The organism is Pseudomonas sp. G1002, from assembly GCF_013385455.1.
Lineage (GTDB): Bacteria > Pseudomonadota > Gammaproteobacteria > Pseudomonadales > Pseudomonadaceae > Aquipseudomonas.
Map to the genome: position 1 here is coordinate 93,335 of NZ_JACAPY010000023.1, position 17,073 is coordinate 110,407.

14 protein-coding genes are annotated in these 17,073 nt (G+C 59.9%); 7 read left to right on the forward strand and 7 right to left on the reverse strand.

The window, feature by feature from the left end; translation table 11 throughout:
* Window positions 1-247 precede the first annotated feature (247 nt).
* Both HX801_RS12210 and HX801_RS12215 read left to right on the forward strand, forming a co-directional pair.
* A complete protein-coding gene (locus HX801_RS12210) occupies window positions 248-874 on the forward strand; it encodes a response regulator transcription factor (protein WP_003209072.1) in 627 nt (208 codons plus the stop codon).
* 8 nt (window positions 875-882) lie between these two features.
* On the forward strand, window positions 883-4,515 hold the full coding sequence (locus HX801_RS12215) for a transporter substrate-binding domain-containing protein (protein WP_032898907.1): 3,633 nt from the start codon (window positions 883-885) through the stop codon (window positions 4,513-4,515).
* A gap of 44 nt (window positions 4,516-4,559) precedes the next feature.
* Here the strand turns inward: HX801_RS12215 and HX801_RS12220 are convergent, their stop codons facing one another.
* Both HX801_RS12220 and HX801_RS12225 read right to left on the reverse strand, forming a co-directional pair.
* Window positions 4,560-5,042 (reverse strand): GAF domain-containing protein, encoded by a 483-nt coding sequence (locus HX801_RS12220; RefSeq protein ID WP_003209067.1) that lies wholly within the window; start codon window positions 5,040-5,042, stop codon window positions 4,560-4,562.
* A complete protein-coding gene (locus HX801_RS12225; RefSeq protein WP_177022167.1) occupies window positions 5,039-5,929 on the reverse strand; it encodes an ATP-binding protein in 891 nt (296 codons plus the stop codon). The genes HX801_RS12220 and HX801_RS12225 overlap by 4 nt, the downstream gene beginning before the upstream one ends.
* A 167-nt stretch (window positions 5,930-6,096) precedes the next feature.
* On the opposite strand from HX801_RS12225, the gene HX801_RS12230 reads away from it, so the two are divergent.
* The gene (locus tag HX801_RS12230) at window positions 6,097-8,406 is read left to right on the forward strand and encodes a response regulator (RefSeq protein WP_003209064.1); all 2,310 of its coding nucleotides are present in this window, start codon (window positions 6,097-6,099) and stop codon (window positions 8,404-8,406) included.
* On the opposite strand, the gene HX801_RS12235 is transcribed toward HX801_RS12230, so the two are convergent.
* From HX801_RS12235 to msrB, 3 genes are all read right to left on the reverse strand, one after another.
* The gene (locus tag HX801_RS12235) at window positions 8,390-8,842 is read right to left on the reverse strand and encodes a MarR family winged helix-turn-helix transcriptional regulator (protein ID WP_177022168.1); all 453 of its coding nucleotides are present in this window, start codon (window positions 8,840-8,842) and stop codon (window positions 8,390-8,392) included. The two genes, HX801_RS12230 and HX801_RS12235, sit on opposite strands and share 17 nt — an antisense overlap.
* Window positions 8,839-9,324: a glutathione peroxidase gene (locus HX801_RS12240; protein ID WP_003209061.1), complete on the reverse strand. Its 486-nt coding sequence runs from the start codon at window positions 9,322-9,324 to the stop codon at window positions 8,839-8,841. Before HX801_RS12240 ends, HX801_RS12235 begins: the two co-directional genes overlap by 4 nt.
* Before the next feature lie 131 nt (window positions 9,325-9,455).
* Window positions 9,456-9,848, reverse strand: a complete 393-nt coding sequence (gene msrB, locus HX801_RS12245; RefSeq protein WP_003209059.1) for a peptide-methionine (R)-S-oxide reductase MsrB — start codon at window positions 9,846-9,848, stop codon at window positions 9,456-9,458.
* A 202-nt stretch (window positions 9,849-10,050) separates the two neighbouring features.
* On the opposite strand from msrB, the gene HX801_RS12250 reads away from it, so the two are divergent.
* Entirely contained in the window at window positions 10,051-11,262 is a 1,212-nt protein-coding gene (locus HX801_RS12250; RefSeq protein WP_003209058.1) for a pyridoxal phosphate-dependent aminotransferase, read from the forward strand.
* Window positions 11,263-11,576: 314 nt separating this feature from the next.
* A complete protein-coding gene (gene htpX / locus HX801_RS12255) occupies window positions 11,577-12,464 on the forward strand; it encodes a protease HtpX (RefSeq protein WP_003209055.1) in 888 nt (295 codons plus the stop codon).
* A gap of 51 nt (window positions 12,465-12,515) precedes the next feature.
* Here htpX and HX801_RS12260 read toward each other — a convergent pair whose 3' ends face one another.
* The gene (locus tag HX801_RS12260) at window positions 12,516-13,172 is read right to left on the reverse strand and encodes a thiopurine S-methyltransferase (protein WP_177022169.1); all 657 of its coding nucleotides are present in this window, start codon (window positions 13,170-13,172) and stop codon (window positions 12,516-12,518) included.
* Between the two features lie 102 nt (window positions 13,173-13,274).
* On the opposite strand from HX801_RS12260, the gene HX801_RS12265 reads away from it, so the two are divergent.
* Window positions 13,275-14,042, forward strand: a complete 768-nt coding sequence (locus HX801_RS12265; protein WP_177022170.1) for a class III extradiol ring-cleavage dioxygenase — start codon at window positions 13,275-13,277, stop codon at window positions 14,040-14,042.
* 69 nt (window positions 14,043-14,111) lie between these two features.
* Here the strand turns inward: HX801_RS12265 and HX801_RS12270 are convergent, their stop codons facing one another.
* Entirely contained in the window at window positions 14,112-15,785 is a 1,674-nt protein-coding gene (locus HX801_RS12270; RefSeq protein WP_003209050.1) for a DEAD/DEAH box helicase, read from the reverse strand.
* Between the two features lie 423 nt (window positions 15,786-16,208).
* Between HX801_RS12270 and HX801_RS12275 the strand changes: the two genes are divergently transcribed.
* Window positions 16,209-17,000, forward strand: coding sequence for a crotonase/enoyl-CoA hydratase family protein (locus tag HX801_RS12275; protein ID WP_134326003.1), 792 nt, complete (start codon window positions 16,209-16,211; stop codon window positions 16,998-17,000).
* Window positions 17,001-17,073 lie beyond the last annotated feature (73 nt).

Here is a 17,073-nt window from a genome sequence, read left to right on the forward strand (position 1 = left end):
AGTTAAACACCCGGGCAATCCGAAAACGCCTCTTTATAACGCTGCGCTCTCACGACCAGTTACTTTTAAATTCCACCCACGCAAAACTCTTACACCCAAACAACAAACACCTCACAGAGCGTAATCCCTTGCTTTTTTTGATGTAGGATTATTCTTGTTTTACGTTTGTTCCACATCAAGTTCATCCTCCTTCATTGCCATGTGAGCTAATGTGCCGACTTTATTTGCGCCTGTATGGAATTTGATCATGAACTCAGTTTTTATTATTGACGACCACCCCGTCATCCGACTTGCCATTCGGATGTTGTTAGAACACGAAGGTTATAAAGTAGTGGGAGAAGCCGATAACGGTTGTGATGCGATACAAATGGTCAAGGAGTGTCAGCCTGACCTGATTATCCTTGATATCGGCATTCCGAAACTCGATGGCCTGGAAGTGCTGTGCCGGTTCAACGCAATGAGTACGCCGACCAAGACGTTGATACTCACTGCCCAGACCCCCAAGCTCTTTGCTACCCGGTGCATGCGCTCCGGCGCGGATGGCTATGTGTGCAAGGAAGGTGACTTGAGCGAACTGCTCAGTGCCATCAGGGCAGTCTTGTCAGGTTACAACTACTTCCCGAGCCAGGCCCTTAACGGCAGCACTAACGAAACGGATAACAATGAAGAGCTTGAACTCTTCAAAGTCGTCAACGATCGTGAACTCATGGTATTACAACTTTTTGCCCAAGGCCGGACAAACAAGGAAATCGCCAAGGGCATGTTTCTCAGCAACAAGACCGTCAGCACTTACAAAAAAAGGCTCATGCAAAAACTGAAAGCCAAATCCTTGGTAGAACTTATCGAGATGGCAAAACGTAACGCGCTAGTGTGAGAAATCGGATGCCCAGGCGATTAAAGGACTATCTAATCATATTGAGTATCGGGGTGTGCCTCAGCACTTCCGTGCCTGCCGAACAAACTGTTCCCGAGCAATATGCCCTGCTGGGGCGTGCCGGTGCCGTTCAACTGGACACCCCGCTGAACAAGACACAGCGCCAGTGGTTGCAGAACAAACGGGAACTGATACTGGGCACCTCTGCACCCGACTATCCGCCCTTCGACATCACCTCCAGCGGGCGTGATTATGAAGGGCTGACTGCCGATTACGCCGGGCTGCTGGCCAGGACACTGGCGATACCGCTCACCGTGTTGCGCTACTCCTCCCGTGAAGCCGCGATCCAGGCGCTGGCAAACGGCGAAATCGATTTTCTGGGGTCTGCCAACGGTTTTGAAGCGGCGAATCCCGACATCGTCCTGTCACTGCCCTACGCAGTGGATCAGCCGGTACTGGTGACCCGTGAAGGTGAGAACCGCGACCTTGGCGACGGCCTGGCCGGCCTGCGCCTGAGTCTTGTCTACCATTACCTGCCCATGGACGAAGTGCAGGCGCTGTACCCCAAGGCGACCATCCACGCCTACCCGTCCTATCAAAATGCCTTGAATGCCGTGGCATTCGACCAGGCTGACGTATTCCTGGGCGACACCATTTCCACTCACTACATGATCAACAAGGGCTACCTGAAAAATATCCGCATGGCCAACTTCGGCAAGCACGAGGCCCACGGGTTCAGCTTCGCCTTGCGCAAGGATCAACCCATTCTCCTGAGTATCATCGACTCAGTGCTCGATGGCGTATCAACCTATGAACGTGACAGCATCGCCAAGCGCTGGAGTGCGGGCAGCGACATTCTGCTGACCGACCGCAAGCTGCAACTGAGCCTGCGCGAAGAGCGCTGGCTCAAGGACAACCCCGTGGTGAAGGTGGTGGTCAATGAAACCCTCGCCCCCCTGACGTTCTTCGATACCGACGGCAAGTTCCGGGGCGTCACCGCCGACGTGCTGGAGCTGATCCGCCTGCGAACCGGCCTGCGCTTCGAGATTCAACACGTGCGTGACGTCGCCAACATGATGGAACTGGTGCAGACCGGCGCAGCCGACATCATCGGCGCAATTACCCCCAGTACCGGGCGCGAGTCCCAGTTGAACTTCAGCCGCCCCTACCTGGAAAACTCCTACGTATTACTGACCCGTAAAGAGCCGGGCGCGCCCACAAGCCTTCAAGAACTGGCCGGCAAGCGCCTGGCGATTACCCAGGGCAATCAGCTGGAAAAATTCCTGCAGCAGGCATTTGCCCAGATAAACCTGGTGGAAACCGGGGATACCTTCAAGGCATCGGAATTGCTGGCACAGGGGCAAGTCGACGGCGCAGTGAACCCTTTGGTGATCGCCAACTACCTGCTTTCTTCTCCGGCATTCCAGGACAAACTGCAGATCAGTTCCAGCATCGGCACGTTGCCTGCGACGTTTGCCCTGGCGACGTCCCGACACGCCACGGAGCTGAGTTCGATCCTGGACAAGGCACTGCTGAGTATCGCCCCGGATGAGATGGCGGCGATCAACAGCCGCTGGCGCGGCTACAACGCAGCGTCCGATGGCTACTGGCGCAATTACCATCGCCTGATTGCCCAGATCATCATCGGCACCGGGCTGCTGCTGTTGATTTCCCTGGCCTGGAACGGCTACCTGCAGCGCCAGATCAAGCACCGAAAACTGGCCGAGCGCGCCCTTAACGACCAGTTCGAGTTCATGCGGGCGCTGGTCAATGAAACGCCCCATCCGATCTACGTACGCGACCACAACGGCTATCTGCAGACCTGCAACGACAGCTACCTGCAGACGTTCGACATCAAGCGTGAAGACGTCATCGGCAAAAGCATCACGCAGATGAGCATGGCCCTTGAGACGGAGGCGGCGCAGTACCATGCCGACTACCAGCGGGTAGTGGCCGAGGGTAAACCGTTGATCCTTGATCGCACCCTGCACGTGCACGGGAAAAAACTCACGATCTACCACTGGATCCTCCCCTACCGCGACTCCGTGGGCGAGGTCCAGGGCATCATTGGCGGCTGGATCGATATCAGCGAACGGCGCCAGTTGTTCGACGAGCTGCGCGCCGCCAAGGAACGCGCCGACGAGGCCAATCGCGCGAAAAGCACGTTCCTGGCCACCATGAGCCACGAAATCCGCACGCCGATGAACGCCGTCATTGGCATGCTGGAATTGACACTCAAGCGCGCCGATCAGGGTCATCTTGATCGCCCTGCGATCGAGGTCGCCTACAACTCGGCCAAGGACCTGCTGGAGTTGATCGGCGACATTCTGGACATTGCACGTATCGAGTCCGGTCGATTGAGCCTGGCCCCGGAGCGGGTCAACCTGCGCGAAGTCATCGAGTCGGTGGTCCGCGTGTTCGATGGCCTGGCGCGCCAGAAAACCCTGAGCCTGGTGCTGGAGTTCACCCCCGATGTCGAGGATACCGACGTACTGATCGACCCTCTGCGGTTCAAGCAGGTGCTCTCGAACCTGGTGAGCAATGCGATCAAGTTCACTGAACGCGGGCAGGTGAAGATCAAGGTGCAGCTGAAGGCGACCGGGCAACCTCAACAGATCGAGATGAAACTGGTAGTGGAGGACACCGGCATCGGGATCAATCGCGAAGACCAGCTACGCCTGTTCGAGCCGTTCGCCCAGGCCGACAACTCCGGGCACCTGGCCAGGAGCGGCGCCGGCCTGGGCCTGGTGATCTGTCGCAGCCTGTGCGCCATGATGGGCGGGCAATTGAGCCTGAGCAGCGTGCCCATGGTAGGCACCCAGGTCCACGTCAGCCTGAAGATGACCAGCCTGCCGCCGGTCAAGGCCGTAGACAAGCTCGAACCGGCCGCGGCCACGCCGGCGCCAGTACTCAACGTGCTGGTGGTGGATGACCATCCGGCCAACCGCTTGCTTATGTGCCAGCAACTGGGTTTCCTCGGGCATCAGTTCACCGCGGCCCATCATGGTGCTGCGGGGTTCCAGGCCTGGCGCCAGGAACACTTCGACCTGGTCATTGCCGACTGCAATATGCCGATCATGAACGGCTACGAATTGAGTCACTCCATTCGCGAGTATGAGGAGCGCGAGCAGAAAACCCCGTGCGTGATACTCGGCTTCACCGCCAACGCGCAGCCCGAGGAGAAACAACGCTGCTTTGACGCCGGCATGAATGACTGCCTGTTCAAACCCATCAGTCTTACTGCGCTGGAACAGCACCTGGCGCAGGTCGATCCGCTGCCCACCCGCAACGTGTTCACCCTGCAAAGCCTGGACGCGATGACGGGCGGTGACCCACAGTTGAGCCGGCGTTTGCTCGAGGAGTTGCTCAGCAGCAGCCGGAATGATCGGGTCGAGCTGATGGCCATGCTGGCACGGCAAGCCGCGCCCGGCGACCTGATCGACCAGGCCCACAAGATCAAGGGCGCCGCCCGGATCATCCAGGCCGATACCTTGTCCGGACAATGCGAAGCGTTGGAGCAGGCGTGTGGCGAACGCGAGACACCACACGTTATCGAGGCGGGCATCAAGGCAATAGAGAAATCCATGCTTGAGCTGGAGAGGATGCTGCAGATGCAACTGGACGTGCTGGACTGTCGATAGCCTGCAGGAGCGAACTTGCTCGCTCCTGCAGGAGACTCACCCCATCAACAATCGGTCAACCGCAGGAAAATCGCCGCCAACTGCTCGATGCCGGCCTGATCCTGCGGGGTAAACCGCGACAGCGATGGGCTGTCCAGGTCGAGCACACCAATCAAGCGCCCGTCCTTGACCAACGGGACGACCAACTCGCTGTTGGACGCACTGTCACAGGCGATATGCCCCGGGAATGCATGCACGTCTTCCACCCGCTGGGTTTGCCGCGAGGCCGCTGCCGCGCCGCACACACCGCGACCGAACGGAATGCGCACACAGGCGATCTGCCCCTGGAACGGCCCGAGCACCAGCTCTTCATTGCGGTTGAGGTAGAAGCCTGCCCAGTTCAAATCATCCAGCTGGTTGAACAGGAACGCAGAAAACTGCGCGGCATTGGCAATGAAATCCCGCTCATCCGCCAACAGCGATTCCAGCTGCGCATGCAGCATGGCGTAGCCATCGAGGCCGGTTCCAGCCTGTTGCAAATCAATCATGGTTGACGCTCCAACAACTTGAGGCCCACCCAGTAGCGGGCGAACTGATAGGCACAACGGCCGTTGCGATTACCGCGCCCGGTGGCCCAGCGCACGGCGAGGATGTCCAACTCTTCATCGCGCTGCCACTGCAGACCGGCCTTGCTCGCCAACTCGCCGATCCAGTGCTCGACCACATTCAGGAAGTGCTCCTGATTGAACGGGTAAAACGACAGCCACAAGCCGAAACGGTCAGACAGGGCAATCTTGTCCTCCACCGCTTCGTTGGGATGCAGCTCGCCGTCTATGGTCTTCCAGTTCTCGTTGTCGCTCTGGTTCTCGGGCACCAGGTGACGACGGTTGGAGGTGGCATACAACAGGACGTTTTCCGGCGCCTGCTCCAGGGAGCCGTCGAGTACGCTCTTGAGCACACGATAATCGCTCTCGCCGGCTTCGAAAGACAGGTCATCGCAGAACAACACAAAGCGTTGTGGCAATTTGATCAGTTGCTCGACCACCCGCGGCAAGTCCGCCAGGTGATCGCGCTCGATTTCGATCAGGCGCAGCCCGGCCTTGGCGTGCTGGGCCAGCAAGGCGCGCACCATGGACGATTTACCGGTGCCGCGCGAGCCCCAGAGCAGCGCATGGTTGGCCGGCAGGCCGTCGAGAAACTGTTGGGTGTTACGGGCCAATTGTTCGCGCTGTTTATCCACGCCGATCAGGTCGGACAGGCGCATATCCAGGCTGACTTCCAGTGGCAATAAAAAGCCGCTGCGACCTTCACGCTGCCAACGGGCAGCCAGGCAATGGTTCCAGTCAACGGCTTCACGCGGGGCAGGCAACAAGGGCTCCAGGCGAGCCAGTACCGCGTCGGCACGCTCAAGAAAGGCATTCAATCGAGAATCCACGACTATTCCTCTGGCAAGTTCTTGTAAAAGATGGCGTATTGGCAACCCTGAGGCAGACCGTGCAGGGCTGCACCGAATAAAATCGATTCATGCCGGGCAAGTTTGAGCCTGTGGATGTTCAGCTATGCTTGCCGGGCGAAAGGAAACGTAAAGTGGTACAGCACCCGATGGATATCAAGTTCGCCCACCGCTTGTCTTATAAACAAGCCAGACTGACAGTGCTGGTCGGATTCGTCTTGGGAACCTTGCTCAGCCTGATACAGATTGGGATTGATTATGCCAGCGAAGACGCTTCCATCAACCGGGAAATACGTGCGCTGATTGAAATCAGCCATAACCCGGCTTCGCGCATCGCCTACAACATCGACGCCGAGCTGGCCCAGGAACTGACGCTGGGCCTGCTGCACTCCCCCGCCATCACCCATGCACAACTGATCGACAACAACGGTTTGGTGCTGGCCGATGTCCATCGCCCACGCAAGGAAAGCACCTACCGGCCCATCAGCGACTTCCTGTTTGGCGCCAACCGCCAATTCGAAGATCGGCTCTACCTCGCCCACATGCCCAACGATTCCCTCGGTGTACTGCGTCTTGACGTAGACACCTACGCGTTCGGCAGCCGCTTCCTGCACCGCGCCGAGATCACCCTGCTCAACGGCTTCGCCCGCAGCCTGATCCTCACCGGCATTCTGTTGGCGCTTTTCTACGTGATGCTGACCAAGCCGCTGGTGCGCATTATCCGCGAGCTGAGCTCACGCAAGCACGAGCGCCTGGACTGCCCGCCGGGGCACGAGCACGACGAGATCGGCGTACTGGTCAACGTCGCCAACCAACAGTTTGAAAACATGGAGACTGAAATCCAGCAACGCCGGCATGCTGAAAATCGCCTGACCGAATACCTCGGCCAACTGGAAGACATCGTCTCCGCCCGCACCACCGAGCTCAAGGCGATCAATCATCGGCTGACGCTGTCGAACGACGAGCTGGAAGCGGCGAAGATGACGGCCCTGGGCATGGCCCAGGCACGGGCGGCGTTCCTGGCCAACATGAGCCATGAAATCCGTACACCGCTGAACGGCCTGCTGGGGATGATCGCCCTCTCCCTCGACAGCCCGCTGAACGCCGAGCAACGCCAGCAACTGTCGATCGCCCATGACTCCGGCAAAGTACTGGTGGAGCTACTCAACGATATCCTCGACCTGTCGAAGTTCGACGCCGGCCAACTGGAACTGGAAAGCATCCCGTTCGACCTCGGTTCACTGGTGGAAGACACCGCCAACCTGCTCTCGCAAAACGCCGCGCCCAGTGTGGAGCTGACGTGCCTGATCGACCCGCAGTTTCCCGCCCAGGTGCTGGGCGACCCGACGCGGGTACGGCAGATTGTCAGCAATTTGCTGTCCAACGCCCTGAAGTTCACGCGTTTCGGCCGGGTGGATGTACGCCTCAGTGCCCAGGCCGGCCGGGTCAGGATCGAGGTGTGCGACACCGGTATCGGGATCGCCCAGGATGCCCAGGTCAAGATTTTCCAGCCGTTCACCCAAGCCGGTGCGGGCATCACCCGCCAGTTCGGCGGGACAGGCCTGGGCCTGGCGCTGACCCACAACCTGTGCGAAGCCATGAAGGGCCGCCTGAGCATCAGCTCGGAAGCTGGCTTTGGCAGCCAGTTCTGTGCCGACCTGCCCTTGCCGACCCACTTGCCGGCGGTGCGCCTGGCGCCTTTGGCTGGAGATGTAATCGCCATCACCAGCACCAGCAGCGGGCTGGCAGAACTCCTCACCAGCCTGCTGCCGAGTTGGGGCCTGGCTCCGCGCTGTTATTCCATCGACGATGACTTGAGCGGGCAGAATCCCGACCTGCTGATCACCGACTGCCCCGAATGCCTGTTCCGCCTGCGCCCGATGATCACCGCCCCGATCCTGGTGGTAACCGCCTACGGCAACTTCATGCCCAGCGAAGAAGTCGCGGCCCTGGCCCCCTTGCAGCAACAGGCCCGCCCCCTGAGCCGCACCGCGCTGTACCAGGTCCTGCAACGCAACTTGCGCACCGATCCGGACCTGGTCCTGGACCTGATCCAGCTGGAAACCGGCCCCCTCGCCCACCGGGCGCGCATCCTGCTGGTGGAGGACAACCCGGTCAATCAACTGGTGGCCAAGGGCATGCTCGGCAAGCTCGGGTGCGAGGTAATCGTCGCCGCCCACGGTGGTGAAGCCCTCAAGCTGCTGGAAGAGCAAGGCTTCGACATGGTGTTGATGGACTGCAATATGCCGGTGATGGATGGCTATGAGGCCAGTCGGCAGATCCGCCGCAGCGGGCGCTGGCCGGACTTGCCGATCGTCGCCTTGACGGCCAATGCCATGTCCGAGGAACGCGAGCGCTGCCGGGCTGCGGGCATGAACGATTACCTGGCCAAGCCGTTTCGCCGGGAAGAACTCAAGGCCTTGCTCGATCTGTGGGTGCCGACTACGACAAGTCTTTGATCTGGCGCAACAGCTGATCCAGACCGTCACGCAAGGCATCGGCCTGGTTCAGGTCAACGCCGCTGTCACACAACAGGCGGGCCTTCAGCGGCTGCACCCGGTCGCGCAGGTGCCGGCCTTCATCGGTCAGGCTCAGGTGCACTTCACGCTCATCCAGCGCACTGCGCTGACGCCGCACCAGGGCAAGCTGCTCCAGGCGCTTGAGCAGTGGCGTCAGCGTGCCGGAATCCAGCAGCAGGCGCTCGCCCAGTGCCTTGACCGTAGGCTGCGACACCACTGCAGCCTGCCATTCCCACAGCACCAGCATCACCAGGTATTGCGGATAGGTCAGGCCCAACTGATCGAGCATCGGCTTGTAGGCCCGGGTGACCGCGCGGGAGGCGGCGTAGAGCTTGAAGCACAGTTGGTCGTCGAGGGCCAGGGACAGGTCGGTCATTTGAGCAGGGCTTCGATCTCTTGGGTCAGGTCCTGGGGCTTGGTGGTCGGGGCGAAGCGCTTGACCACCTGGCCGTCGCGACCGATCAGGAACTTGGTGAAGTTCCACTTGATGCCCTTGGAGCCCAGCAATCCCGGGGCCTGCTTTTTAAGCTGTACGAATAATGGGTGGGCATCGCTGCCGTTGACGTCAATCTTCTTGAACAGCGGGAAACTGACACCAAAGTTCAGCTCGCAAAACTCCGAAATGGCGCCTTCGTTGCCCGGCTCCTGCTTGCCGAACTGGTTGCAGGGAAAGCCCAATACCACCAGTCCCTGGTCCTTGTAATGCTGCCAGAGCTCCTCAAGCCCCTTGTATTGCGGGGTGAAGCCGCACTTGCTGGCAGTGTTGACCACCAGAATCGCCTTGCCGGCGAAATCGGCCAAGGTCTTTTGCTCACCCTTGATGGTGGTGCAAGGGATGCTCAGCAGGTTGTCGCTCATGGCAGTGCCTCTACAGAGATAAGAAGGACTGAACGATAGTAGGCAATTCAATTGTGTGCAATTTAATTGGCGGGACTTATGCCTTGATATAACGGCCCCTGCGGGCACGAAGCCCGCAGGAGCTTGACGGCTCAGCGCGGTACCAGGTCCAGGCACACCGAGTTGATGCAGTAACGCAAACCGGTCGGCGGCGGTCCGTCCGGGAACACGTGGCCCAGGTGCGCATCGCATTTGGCGCAGGTGACTTCGGTACGGATCATGCCGTGGCTGACGTCCCGGATCTCGACCATGGCCTGCTCGGCGATCGGCTCGTAGAAGCTGGGCCAGCCGCAGCCGGAGTCAAACTTGGCCCTGGAATCGAACAGCGGCTCATTGCAGCAGATGCAGTGGTAGACGCCGTCGGTCTTGGTGCCGTTGTACTTGCCGCTGAACGGTCGCTCGGTGCCTTTGAGGCGGCACACGTTGTACTGCTCCGGGTCGAGCATGGCTTTCCATTCTTCAACGGTTTTCTGCAACTTTTCCATCGGTACACCTCGGCAACTGAAAAAGCCTGATCTGTGTCTTTTCCATGGATCAGGCGGCACGTATGATTGCGCCTCTTCAAAGCGCCAGTCTGGCACCCGCGTTACCGGCATTCAAACGTATTTATGGGTCAGGCCAACGCAGGATTCTCAGCACGGTAGTCTTCACACCGTCTGGATCGTTCATTTTCAGGATCACATCGCCATGCAGGTCAGCAAATCGAACAAGCTCGCCAACGTCTGCTACGACATTCGCGGCCCGGTGCTCAAGCACGCCAAACGCCTGGAAGAGGAAGGCCATCGCATCCTCAAGCTGAACATTGGCAACCCGGCACCCTTTGGTTTCGAAGCGCCGGACGAAATCCTCCAGGACGTGATCCGCAACCTGCCTACCGCCCAGGGCTACAGCGACTCCAAAGGCCTGTTCAGCGCGCGCAAGGCCGTCATGCAGTACTACCAGCAGAAGCAGGTTGAAGGTGTCGGCATCGAAGACATCTACCTGGGCAACGGCGTGTCCGAGCTGATCGTCATGTCCATGCAGGCCCTGCTCAACAACGGCGACGAAGTGCTGGTTCCGGCTCCCGACTACCCGCTGTGGACCGCCGCCGTAACCCTGGCCGGTGGCCATCCGGTGCATTACCTGTGTGACGAAGGCGCCGACTGGTTCCCGGACCTGGCCGACATCAAGGCCAAGATCACCCCGAACACCAAGGCCCTGGTGATCATCAACCCGAACAACCCCACCGGCGCCGTCTACTCCAGGGAAGTGTTGCTGGGCATGCTCGAACTCGCGCGCCAGCACAACCTGGTGGTGTTTTCCGATGAGATCTACGACAAGATCCTCTACGACGACGCCGTGCACATCTGCACCGCCTCCCTGGCGCCGGACCTGTTGTGCCTGACCTTCAACGGGCTGTCTAAATCCTACCGGGTGGCGGGCTTCCGTTCCGGCTGGATCGCCATTTCCGGCCCCAAGCACAATGCCCAGAGCTACATCGAGGGCATCGACATGCTGGCCAACATGCGCCTGTGTGCCAACGTGCCGAGCCAGCACGCCATCCAGACCGCACTGGGCGGCTACCAGAGCATCAACGACCTGGTGCTGCCACAAGGCCGCCTGCTGGAGCAGCGCAACCGCACCTGGGAACTGCTGAACGCGATTCCCGGCGTCAGTTGCGTCAAGCCGATGGGGGCGCTGTATGCGTTCCCGCGGATCGACCCGAAAGTGTGCCCGATCCTCAACGACGAGAAGTTCGTGCTCGACCTGCTGCTGTCGGAAAAGCTGCTGGTGGTCCAGGGTACGGCGTTCAACTGGCCGTGGCCGGATCACTTCCGGGTGGTCACCCTGCCGCGGGTGGATGACCTGGAGATGGCCATCGGTCGCATCGGCAACTTCCTGAAGTCCTATCGCCAGTAATGGGCATTGCGCTGTACGGCCCACCCGTGGTCGTACAGCGATTATCTGGCAACACTTCTCTGCCCTGCGCGGGCGGTATCGCCTTTTACGCCTGCCGGCTCCACCCTTGCTCGGGCATCACCCTATAATTACAGGGCTGCAAGGTAATGGGGCGAGGCTGCCGAGCCACACCAGGCCTCGGAAATTCCCTTCAAGGCTCTACATTCAGGCTGTAGGACACAGTTTGAAATAGTCCCCCGGTTGAATAGCCCCATGCCGCACCTTATATACCCCGCAGTACGCGACATATTAAGCATGAGGAGAATTCTACAACCATGATGCGCATTCTGCTGTTCTTGGCCACTAACCTGGCGGTCGTGCTGATTGCCAGCATCACGCTGAGCCTTTTCGGCTTCAATGGGATCATGGCGGCCAACGGGGTTGATCTGAACCTCAATCAGCTGCTGATCTTCTGTGCGGTCTTTGGTTTTGCCGGGTCGATTTTCTCGCTGTTCATCTCCAAGTGGATGGCGAAGATGAGCACCAGCACCCAGATCATTACCCAGCCACGCACCCGTCATGAGCAATGGCTGCTGCAGACCGTCGAGCAACTGTCCCGCGAAGCCGGGATCAAGATGCCTGAAGTCGGGATCTTCCCGGCCTATGAAGCAAACGCCTTTGCTACCGGCTGGAACAAGAACGACGCCCTTGTGGCCGTCAGCCAGGGCTTGCTGGAGCGGTTCTCGCCCGACGAAATCAAGGCGGTGCTGGCCCACGAGATCGGCCACGTGGCCAACGGTGACATGGTCACCCTGGCGCTGGTCCAGGGCGTGGTGAACACCTTCGTGATGTTCTTCGCGCGGATCATCGGCAACTTCGTCGACAAGGTGATCTTCAAGAACGAACAGGGCCAGGGCATGGCCTACTACGTGGCGACCATCTTCGCCGAACTGGTACTGGGCTTCCTCGCCAGCTCGATCGTGATGTGGTTCTCGCGCAAACGGGAATTCCGCGCAGACGAAGCCGGCGCACGCCTGGCCGGTACCGGCGCGATGATCAGCGCCCTGCAGCACCTGCGCTCCGAACAGGGCTTGCCGGTGCACATGCCGAACACCCTGACCGCCTTTGGCATCAACGGTGGCATCAAGCAGGGCATGGCTCGCCTGTTCATGAGCCACCCGCCACTGGAAGAGCGAATTGACGCACTGCGTCGTCGCGGCTGATAGCGACAAGAAGAAGGGGCGATTCAATCGCCCCTTTTTTGTGGGCGCTCTTCAGCGCCTGGCCAACCGGTACACCCGCTCGTCCAGGCGCGTGACGCCATCCTTAACAAACTTCCAGCTGTCCCCCAGGATGTCCTGCTCCTGCAGCACATCCAGGCTCCACCGGCCGCCCAGGAGCAATTGCACTTCCTCATCGCTCACCGCGAACGGCGGGCCGGCCTTTTGCGACTGTTCATAATCGAGGGTGATCAACAGGCCACGACTGCCTCCCGCCAGAATCCCATTCAAGTGCGCCGCATACTGCTCGCGCATCAACGGTGGCAGGGCAATCAGCGCCGCCCGGTCGTAAAGCGCTGTGCAACCAACCACGGCACCGGCATCCAGGGCGAAGAAATCCCCGCACCACAGCTCGATGGAACCCGCCTGGAAAACTTTGAAAGCGCCGCGCTGGCTGACCTGCGGCATCAGCTCCTGCTCGCTGAAAAACTCTTCAACGGCCTTTTCCGACAACTCGACCCCGATCACCCGATGCCCGATGCTCGCCAGCCACATCAGGTCCAGGCTCTTGCCGCACAACGGCACCAGCACCTGCGCCCCGTTCGCCACGCCCAGGCCGGGCCAGTGACGCAGCAGGTAAGGATTCACTTCGGGCAAGTGGAAACCCGTCTGATTGCGCGCCCAACGCTCATGCCAAAATCCAGGTTCCATGATTCACCCTAAAACTTGATCAAATAGCGCTAAAACTTATATTAGATTTAGATCAATGATCTGATTGAAGATGGTCCCATCTTAACCCTCAGGACCCTACTCATGCTGCCCAGCCTGTTTATCTCCCACGGTTCGCCCATGCTTGCCCTGCAACCCGGTGCCAGTGGCCCGGCACTCAAGCGCCTGGCAGCCGAGCTGCCACGCCCCAAGGCCATTGTGGTGGTCTCGGCGCACTGGGAAAGCCAGGGGCTGCTCGTGACTGGCAGCGCCGCACCAGAGACCTGGCACGACTTTGGCGGCTTCCCACGGGAACTGTTCGCGGTGCAGTACCCGGCACCCGGTGACCCGCAGTTGGCCGCCCATATCGTGCAGTTGCTCAAGGCTGACGGCCTGGAAGCGCGCATTGATGATCAGCGCCCCTTCGACCACGGCACTTGGGTGCCCCTGTCGCTGATGTACCCGGCGGCCGATATCCCGGTGGTGCAGGTATCGCTGCCAAGCCGCATGGGCCCTGCCCTGCAAACCCGTGTCGGCCACGCACTGGCGAGCCTGCGGGAACAGGGCGTGCTGCTGATCGGCTCCGGCAGCATTACCCACAACCTCGGCGAACTGGACTGGCATGCCGGGCCGGAGAGCATCGAGCCTTGGGCGCGGGATTTTCGTGATTGGATGGTCAGCAAACTGGCAGCCAACGATGAAGCCGCGCTGCACGACTATCGTCGCCAGGCACCTCATGCCGTGCGCAGCCACCCCAGCGACGAGCATTTGCTGCCGCTGTATTTCGCCCGGGGCGCCGGCGGTGAATTCAGCGCGGCCCACCAAGGCTTTACCATGGGTGCGCTGGGCATGGACATCTACCGTTTCGCCTGATTGCAGGCAAAAAAAATCCCCGAACCAGTCGGGGATTTTTTATGTTCGATCAATCAGCCCGGGGGCGGATCAATCTTCGCGGTAGCGACGCAGCTTCAACTGCTTACCGGCAACGCGGGTGTCCTTCAGCTTGGTCAGGAGTTTCTCCAGACCATCTTCCGGCAGCTCCACCAGGGAGAAGCTGTCACGCACCTGGATGCGACCGATCGCTTCACGTGCCAGGCCACCCTCGTTGAGGATAGCGCCCAGCAGGTTCTTGGCAGCGATGCCATCACGCGCGCCCAGCGCAGTACGGCAGCGAGCACGGCCTTCAGCCAATGGAACCGGAGCACGACGCTCACGATCACCACGGTCCGGACGGTCGCCAGTACGCTCTGGACGATCACCGCGCGGAGCGTTGTTCGGCACCAGTGGACGTTCTTTCTCGATGGCAGCCAGGGTCAGGGCCTGACCGTTGGTAGCCTTGCGCAGCAGGGCTGCAGCCAGGGCACGCGGGGTGCAACCGATATCGGCAGTCAGGCGGTCCAGCAGATCGCCGTGGGTCGATTCAGCATCAGCCACCAGTGGCGACAGGCTGTTGGTCAGTTTCTTGATGCGCGCATCGAGAACGGCCTGGGCATCCGGCAGGCGGACTTCGGCAACTTTCTGACCGGTTACACGCTCGATCACTTGCAGCATGCGGCGCTCACGTGGAGTCACCAGCAGCAATGCACGACCTTCGCGACCAGCACGGCCGGTACGGCCGATACGGTGAACGTAGGACTCTGGATCGTAAGGCATATCAACGTTGAACACGTGGGTGATACGTGGAACGTCGAGGCCACGGGCAGCAACGTCGGTCGCCACAACGATGTCCAGACGGCCATCCTTGAGGGAGTCGATCACGCGCTCACGCTGGTTCTGAGCAATGTCACCGTTCAGCGCAGCGGCTTTGTAGCCTTTGGCTTCCAGGGCGCTGGCCAGGTCCAGGGTCGCTTGCTTGGTGCGCACGAACATGATCAGGGCGTCGAAGTCTTCGACTTCCAGCAGGCTCAATACAGCCGAGGTCTTCTGGTCAGCGTGAACCAACAGGTGAGCCTGTTCGATCGCGGTAACGGTCTGAGTCTTGGTCTGGATCTTCACGTGTTGCGGATCGCGCAGATGGCGTTCGGCAATGGCACGGATCGACTGTGGCAGGGTAGCCGAGAACAGTACGGTCTGACGGGTTGCTGGCAGTGCCTTGAAGATGACTTCCAGGTCGTCCATGAAGCCCAGCTTGAGCATTTCGTCAGCTTCGTCCAGAACCAGGTGGTTCACGGTCGACAGCACTTTTTCGTCGCGACGCAGGTGGTCGCACAGACGGCCCGGAGTGGCGACAACGATCTGTGCGCCGTTACGGATTGCTTTCAGTTGTGGGCCCATAGGCGCGCCGCCGTAAACGGCCACAACGGTAACGCCCGGCATTTGCTTGGCGTAGGTTTCGAAAGCGGTTGCTACTTGCAGCGCCAACTCACGGGTTGGCGCCAGGATCAGGGCTTGCGGCTCGCGCTTGGCAGGATCGATGCAGTGCAGGATTGGCAGGGCGAACGCGGCGGTTTTACCGGTACCGGTTTGCGCTTGGCCAATCATGTCTTGGCCGGCCATGATGATCGGGATCGATTGCTGCTGAATAGCCGAAGGTTCTTCGTAGCCAGTCGCGATGACGGCAGCAAGAATGTTCGGGTTAAGATTAAAAGCGGCGAAGCCGCCGGTTTCCTGGGTCATGGGTCTGCCTCTAAGTGCATCCGCAAAGACCCATGCTCCAAAGCTGCGCATGCCGTGTTGAGACTCAAGAGTCGCCCTGGCTGCTTTGTCGGCGGGGATTTGCGAAAACGAATGAATGAAAAAGATTCGTCAAGGAAGAGTCCGCTGTGCGGACGTGCAGCCGAAGCTGACTTCGGGGAATTGCGCTACCTAAACGCGGCCCGGTTAAAGGCCGGCGCGCACTATACCGGAAATCGCTGAAAAAGGGAGCTTTTTTTATCGCAAACCGCAGGTAAACGCCTCTGCATCAAAGGCTTTGCGCATCCAGGCAGCAGGGTCTATTTTTCAAAGGCCCGGCCCTGTTGGTCATGACGCTTAAACGGTTCACCCTTAACAGCGGGCCCTTCGGTCCGAAACCTCCCTTTGCGCCCGAGGGCACACCCCATGAACCAAGCCACCAACAGCCGCGTCAGCCGTGAACAGCAGGGTCATATCCTGTTGCTGGGCCTGGATCGCGTGGCCAAGCGCAATGCGTTCGACCTGGAATTGCTCAATGATTTGAGCCTGGCGTATGGCGAATTTGATCGCAATGAGCAAGCGCGGGTGGCCATTGTCTTCGGGCATGGCGATCACTTTACCGCCGGATTGGACCTGGCCAATGTGGGGCCCACGATGGCACAAGGCTGGCAACCGCCGTTGGGTGGTTGTGATCCGTGGGGCGTTTTCGCGGGGCCCCGGGTCAGTAAGCCGGTGATTGTTGCGGCTCAGGGGTACTGCCTGACCATTGGTATCGAGTTGATGTTGGCGGCGGATATCAATCTGTGTGCCAGCAATACCCGGTTTGCGCAGATGGAAGTGCAGCGCGGGATTTTTCCTTTTGGGGGCGCGACGTTGCGCTTTCATCAGATCGCGGGGTGGGGGAATGCCATGCGCTGGTTGCTCACGGGGGATGAGTTTGATGCCCATGAAGCGCTGCGGTTGGGGTTGGTGCAGGAGGTGATGGCCAGCGAGGATTTGTTGCCCCGGGCGGTGGCGCTGGCAAACCGCATTGCCCAGCAGGCGCCGCTGGGGGTGCAGGCCACGCTGATGTCGGCGCGCCAGGCACGGATCGAGGGGGAGACCGCGGCGGCGGCCGGGTTGCCCGTTTTGGTGGAGAAACTGCTGAATAGTGAGGATGCCAAGGAAGGTGTACGGGCGATGGTCGAGAAGCGGCCTGGGGTTTTTAAAGGCTGTTGATTGTGGAGGGGGCTTGGGGCGGGGTACATATCCGTTATTTAGGTAACGGCCACTATTGGTTCCGCTCTTACAG

Coding starts and splice junctions, on each gene's coding strand:
- HX801_RS12210 (WP_003209072.1), top strand. CDS start 248: ATGAACTCAGTTTTTATTATTGACGACCACCCCGTCATCCGACTTGCC.
- HX801_RS12215 (WP_032898907.1), top strand. CDS start 883: ATGCCCAGGCGATTAAAGGACTATCTAATCATATTGAGTATCGGGGTG.
- HX801_RS12220 (WP_003209067.1), bottom strand. CDS start 5,042: ATGATTGATTTGCAACAGGCTGGAACCGGCCTCGATGGCTACGCCATG.
- HX801_RS12230 (WP_003209064.1), top strand. CDS start 6,097: ATGGATATCAAGTTCGCCCACCGCTTGTCTTATAAACAAGCCAGACTG.
- HX801_RS12235 (WP_177022168.1), bottom strand. CDS start 8,842: ATGACCGACCTGTCCCTGGCCCTCGACGACCAACTGTGCTTCAAGCTC.
- HX801_RS12240 (WP_003209061.1), bottom strand. CDS start 9,324: ATGAGCGACAACCTGCTGAGCATCCCTTGCACCACCATCAAGGGTGAG.
- msrB (WP_003209059.1), bottom strand. CDS start 9,848: ATGGAAAAGTTGCAGAAAACCGTTGAAGAATGGAAAGCCATGCTCGAC.
- HX801_RS12250 (WP_003209058.1), top strand. CDS start 10,051: ATGCAGGTCAGCAAATCGAACAAGCTCGCCAACGTCTGCTACGACATT.
- htpX (WP_003209055.1), top strand. CDS start 11,577: ATGATGCGCATTCTGCTGTTCTTGGCCACTAACCTGGCGGTCGTGCTG.
- HX801_RS12260 (WP_177022169.1), bottom strand. CDS start 13,172: ATGGAACCTGGATTTTGGCATGAGCGTTGGGCGCGCAATCAGACGGGT.
- HX801_RS12265 (WP_177022170.1), top strand. CDS start 13,275: ATGCTGCCCAGCCTGTTTATCTCCCACGGTTCGCCCATGCTTGCCCTG.
- HX801_RS12270 (WP_003209050.1), bottom strand. CDS start 15,785: ATGACCCAGGAAACCGGCGGCTTCGCCGCTTTTAATCTTAACCCGAAC.
- HX801_RS12275 (WP_134326003.1), top strand. CDS start 16,209: ATGAACCAAGCCACCAACAGCCGCGTCAGCCGTGAACAGCAGGGTCAT.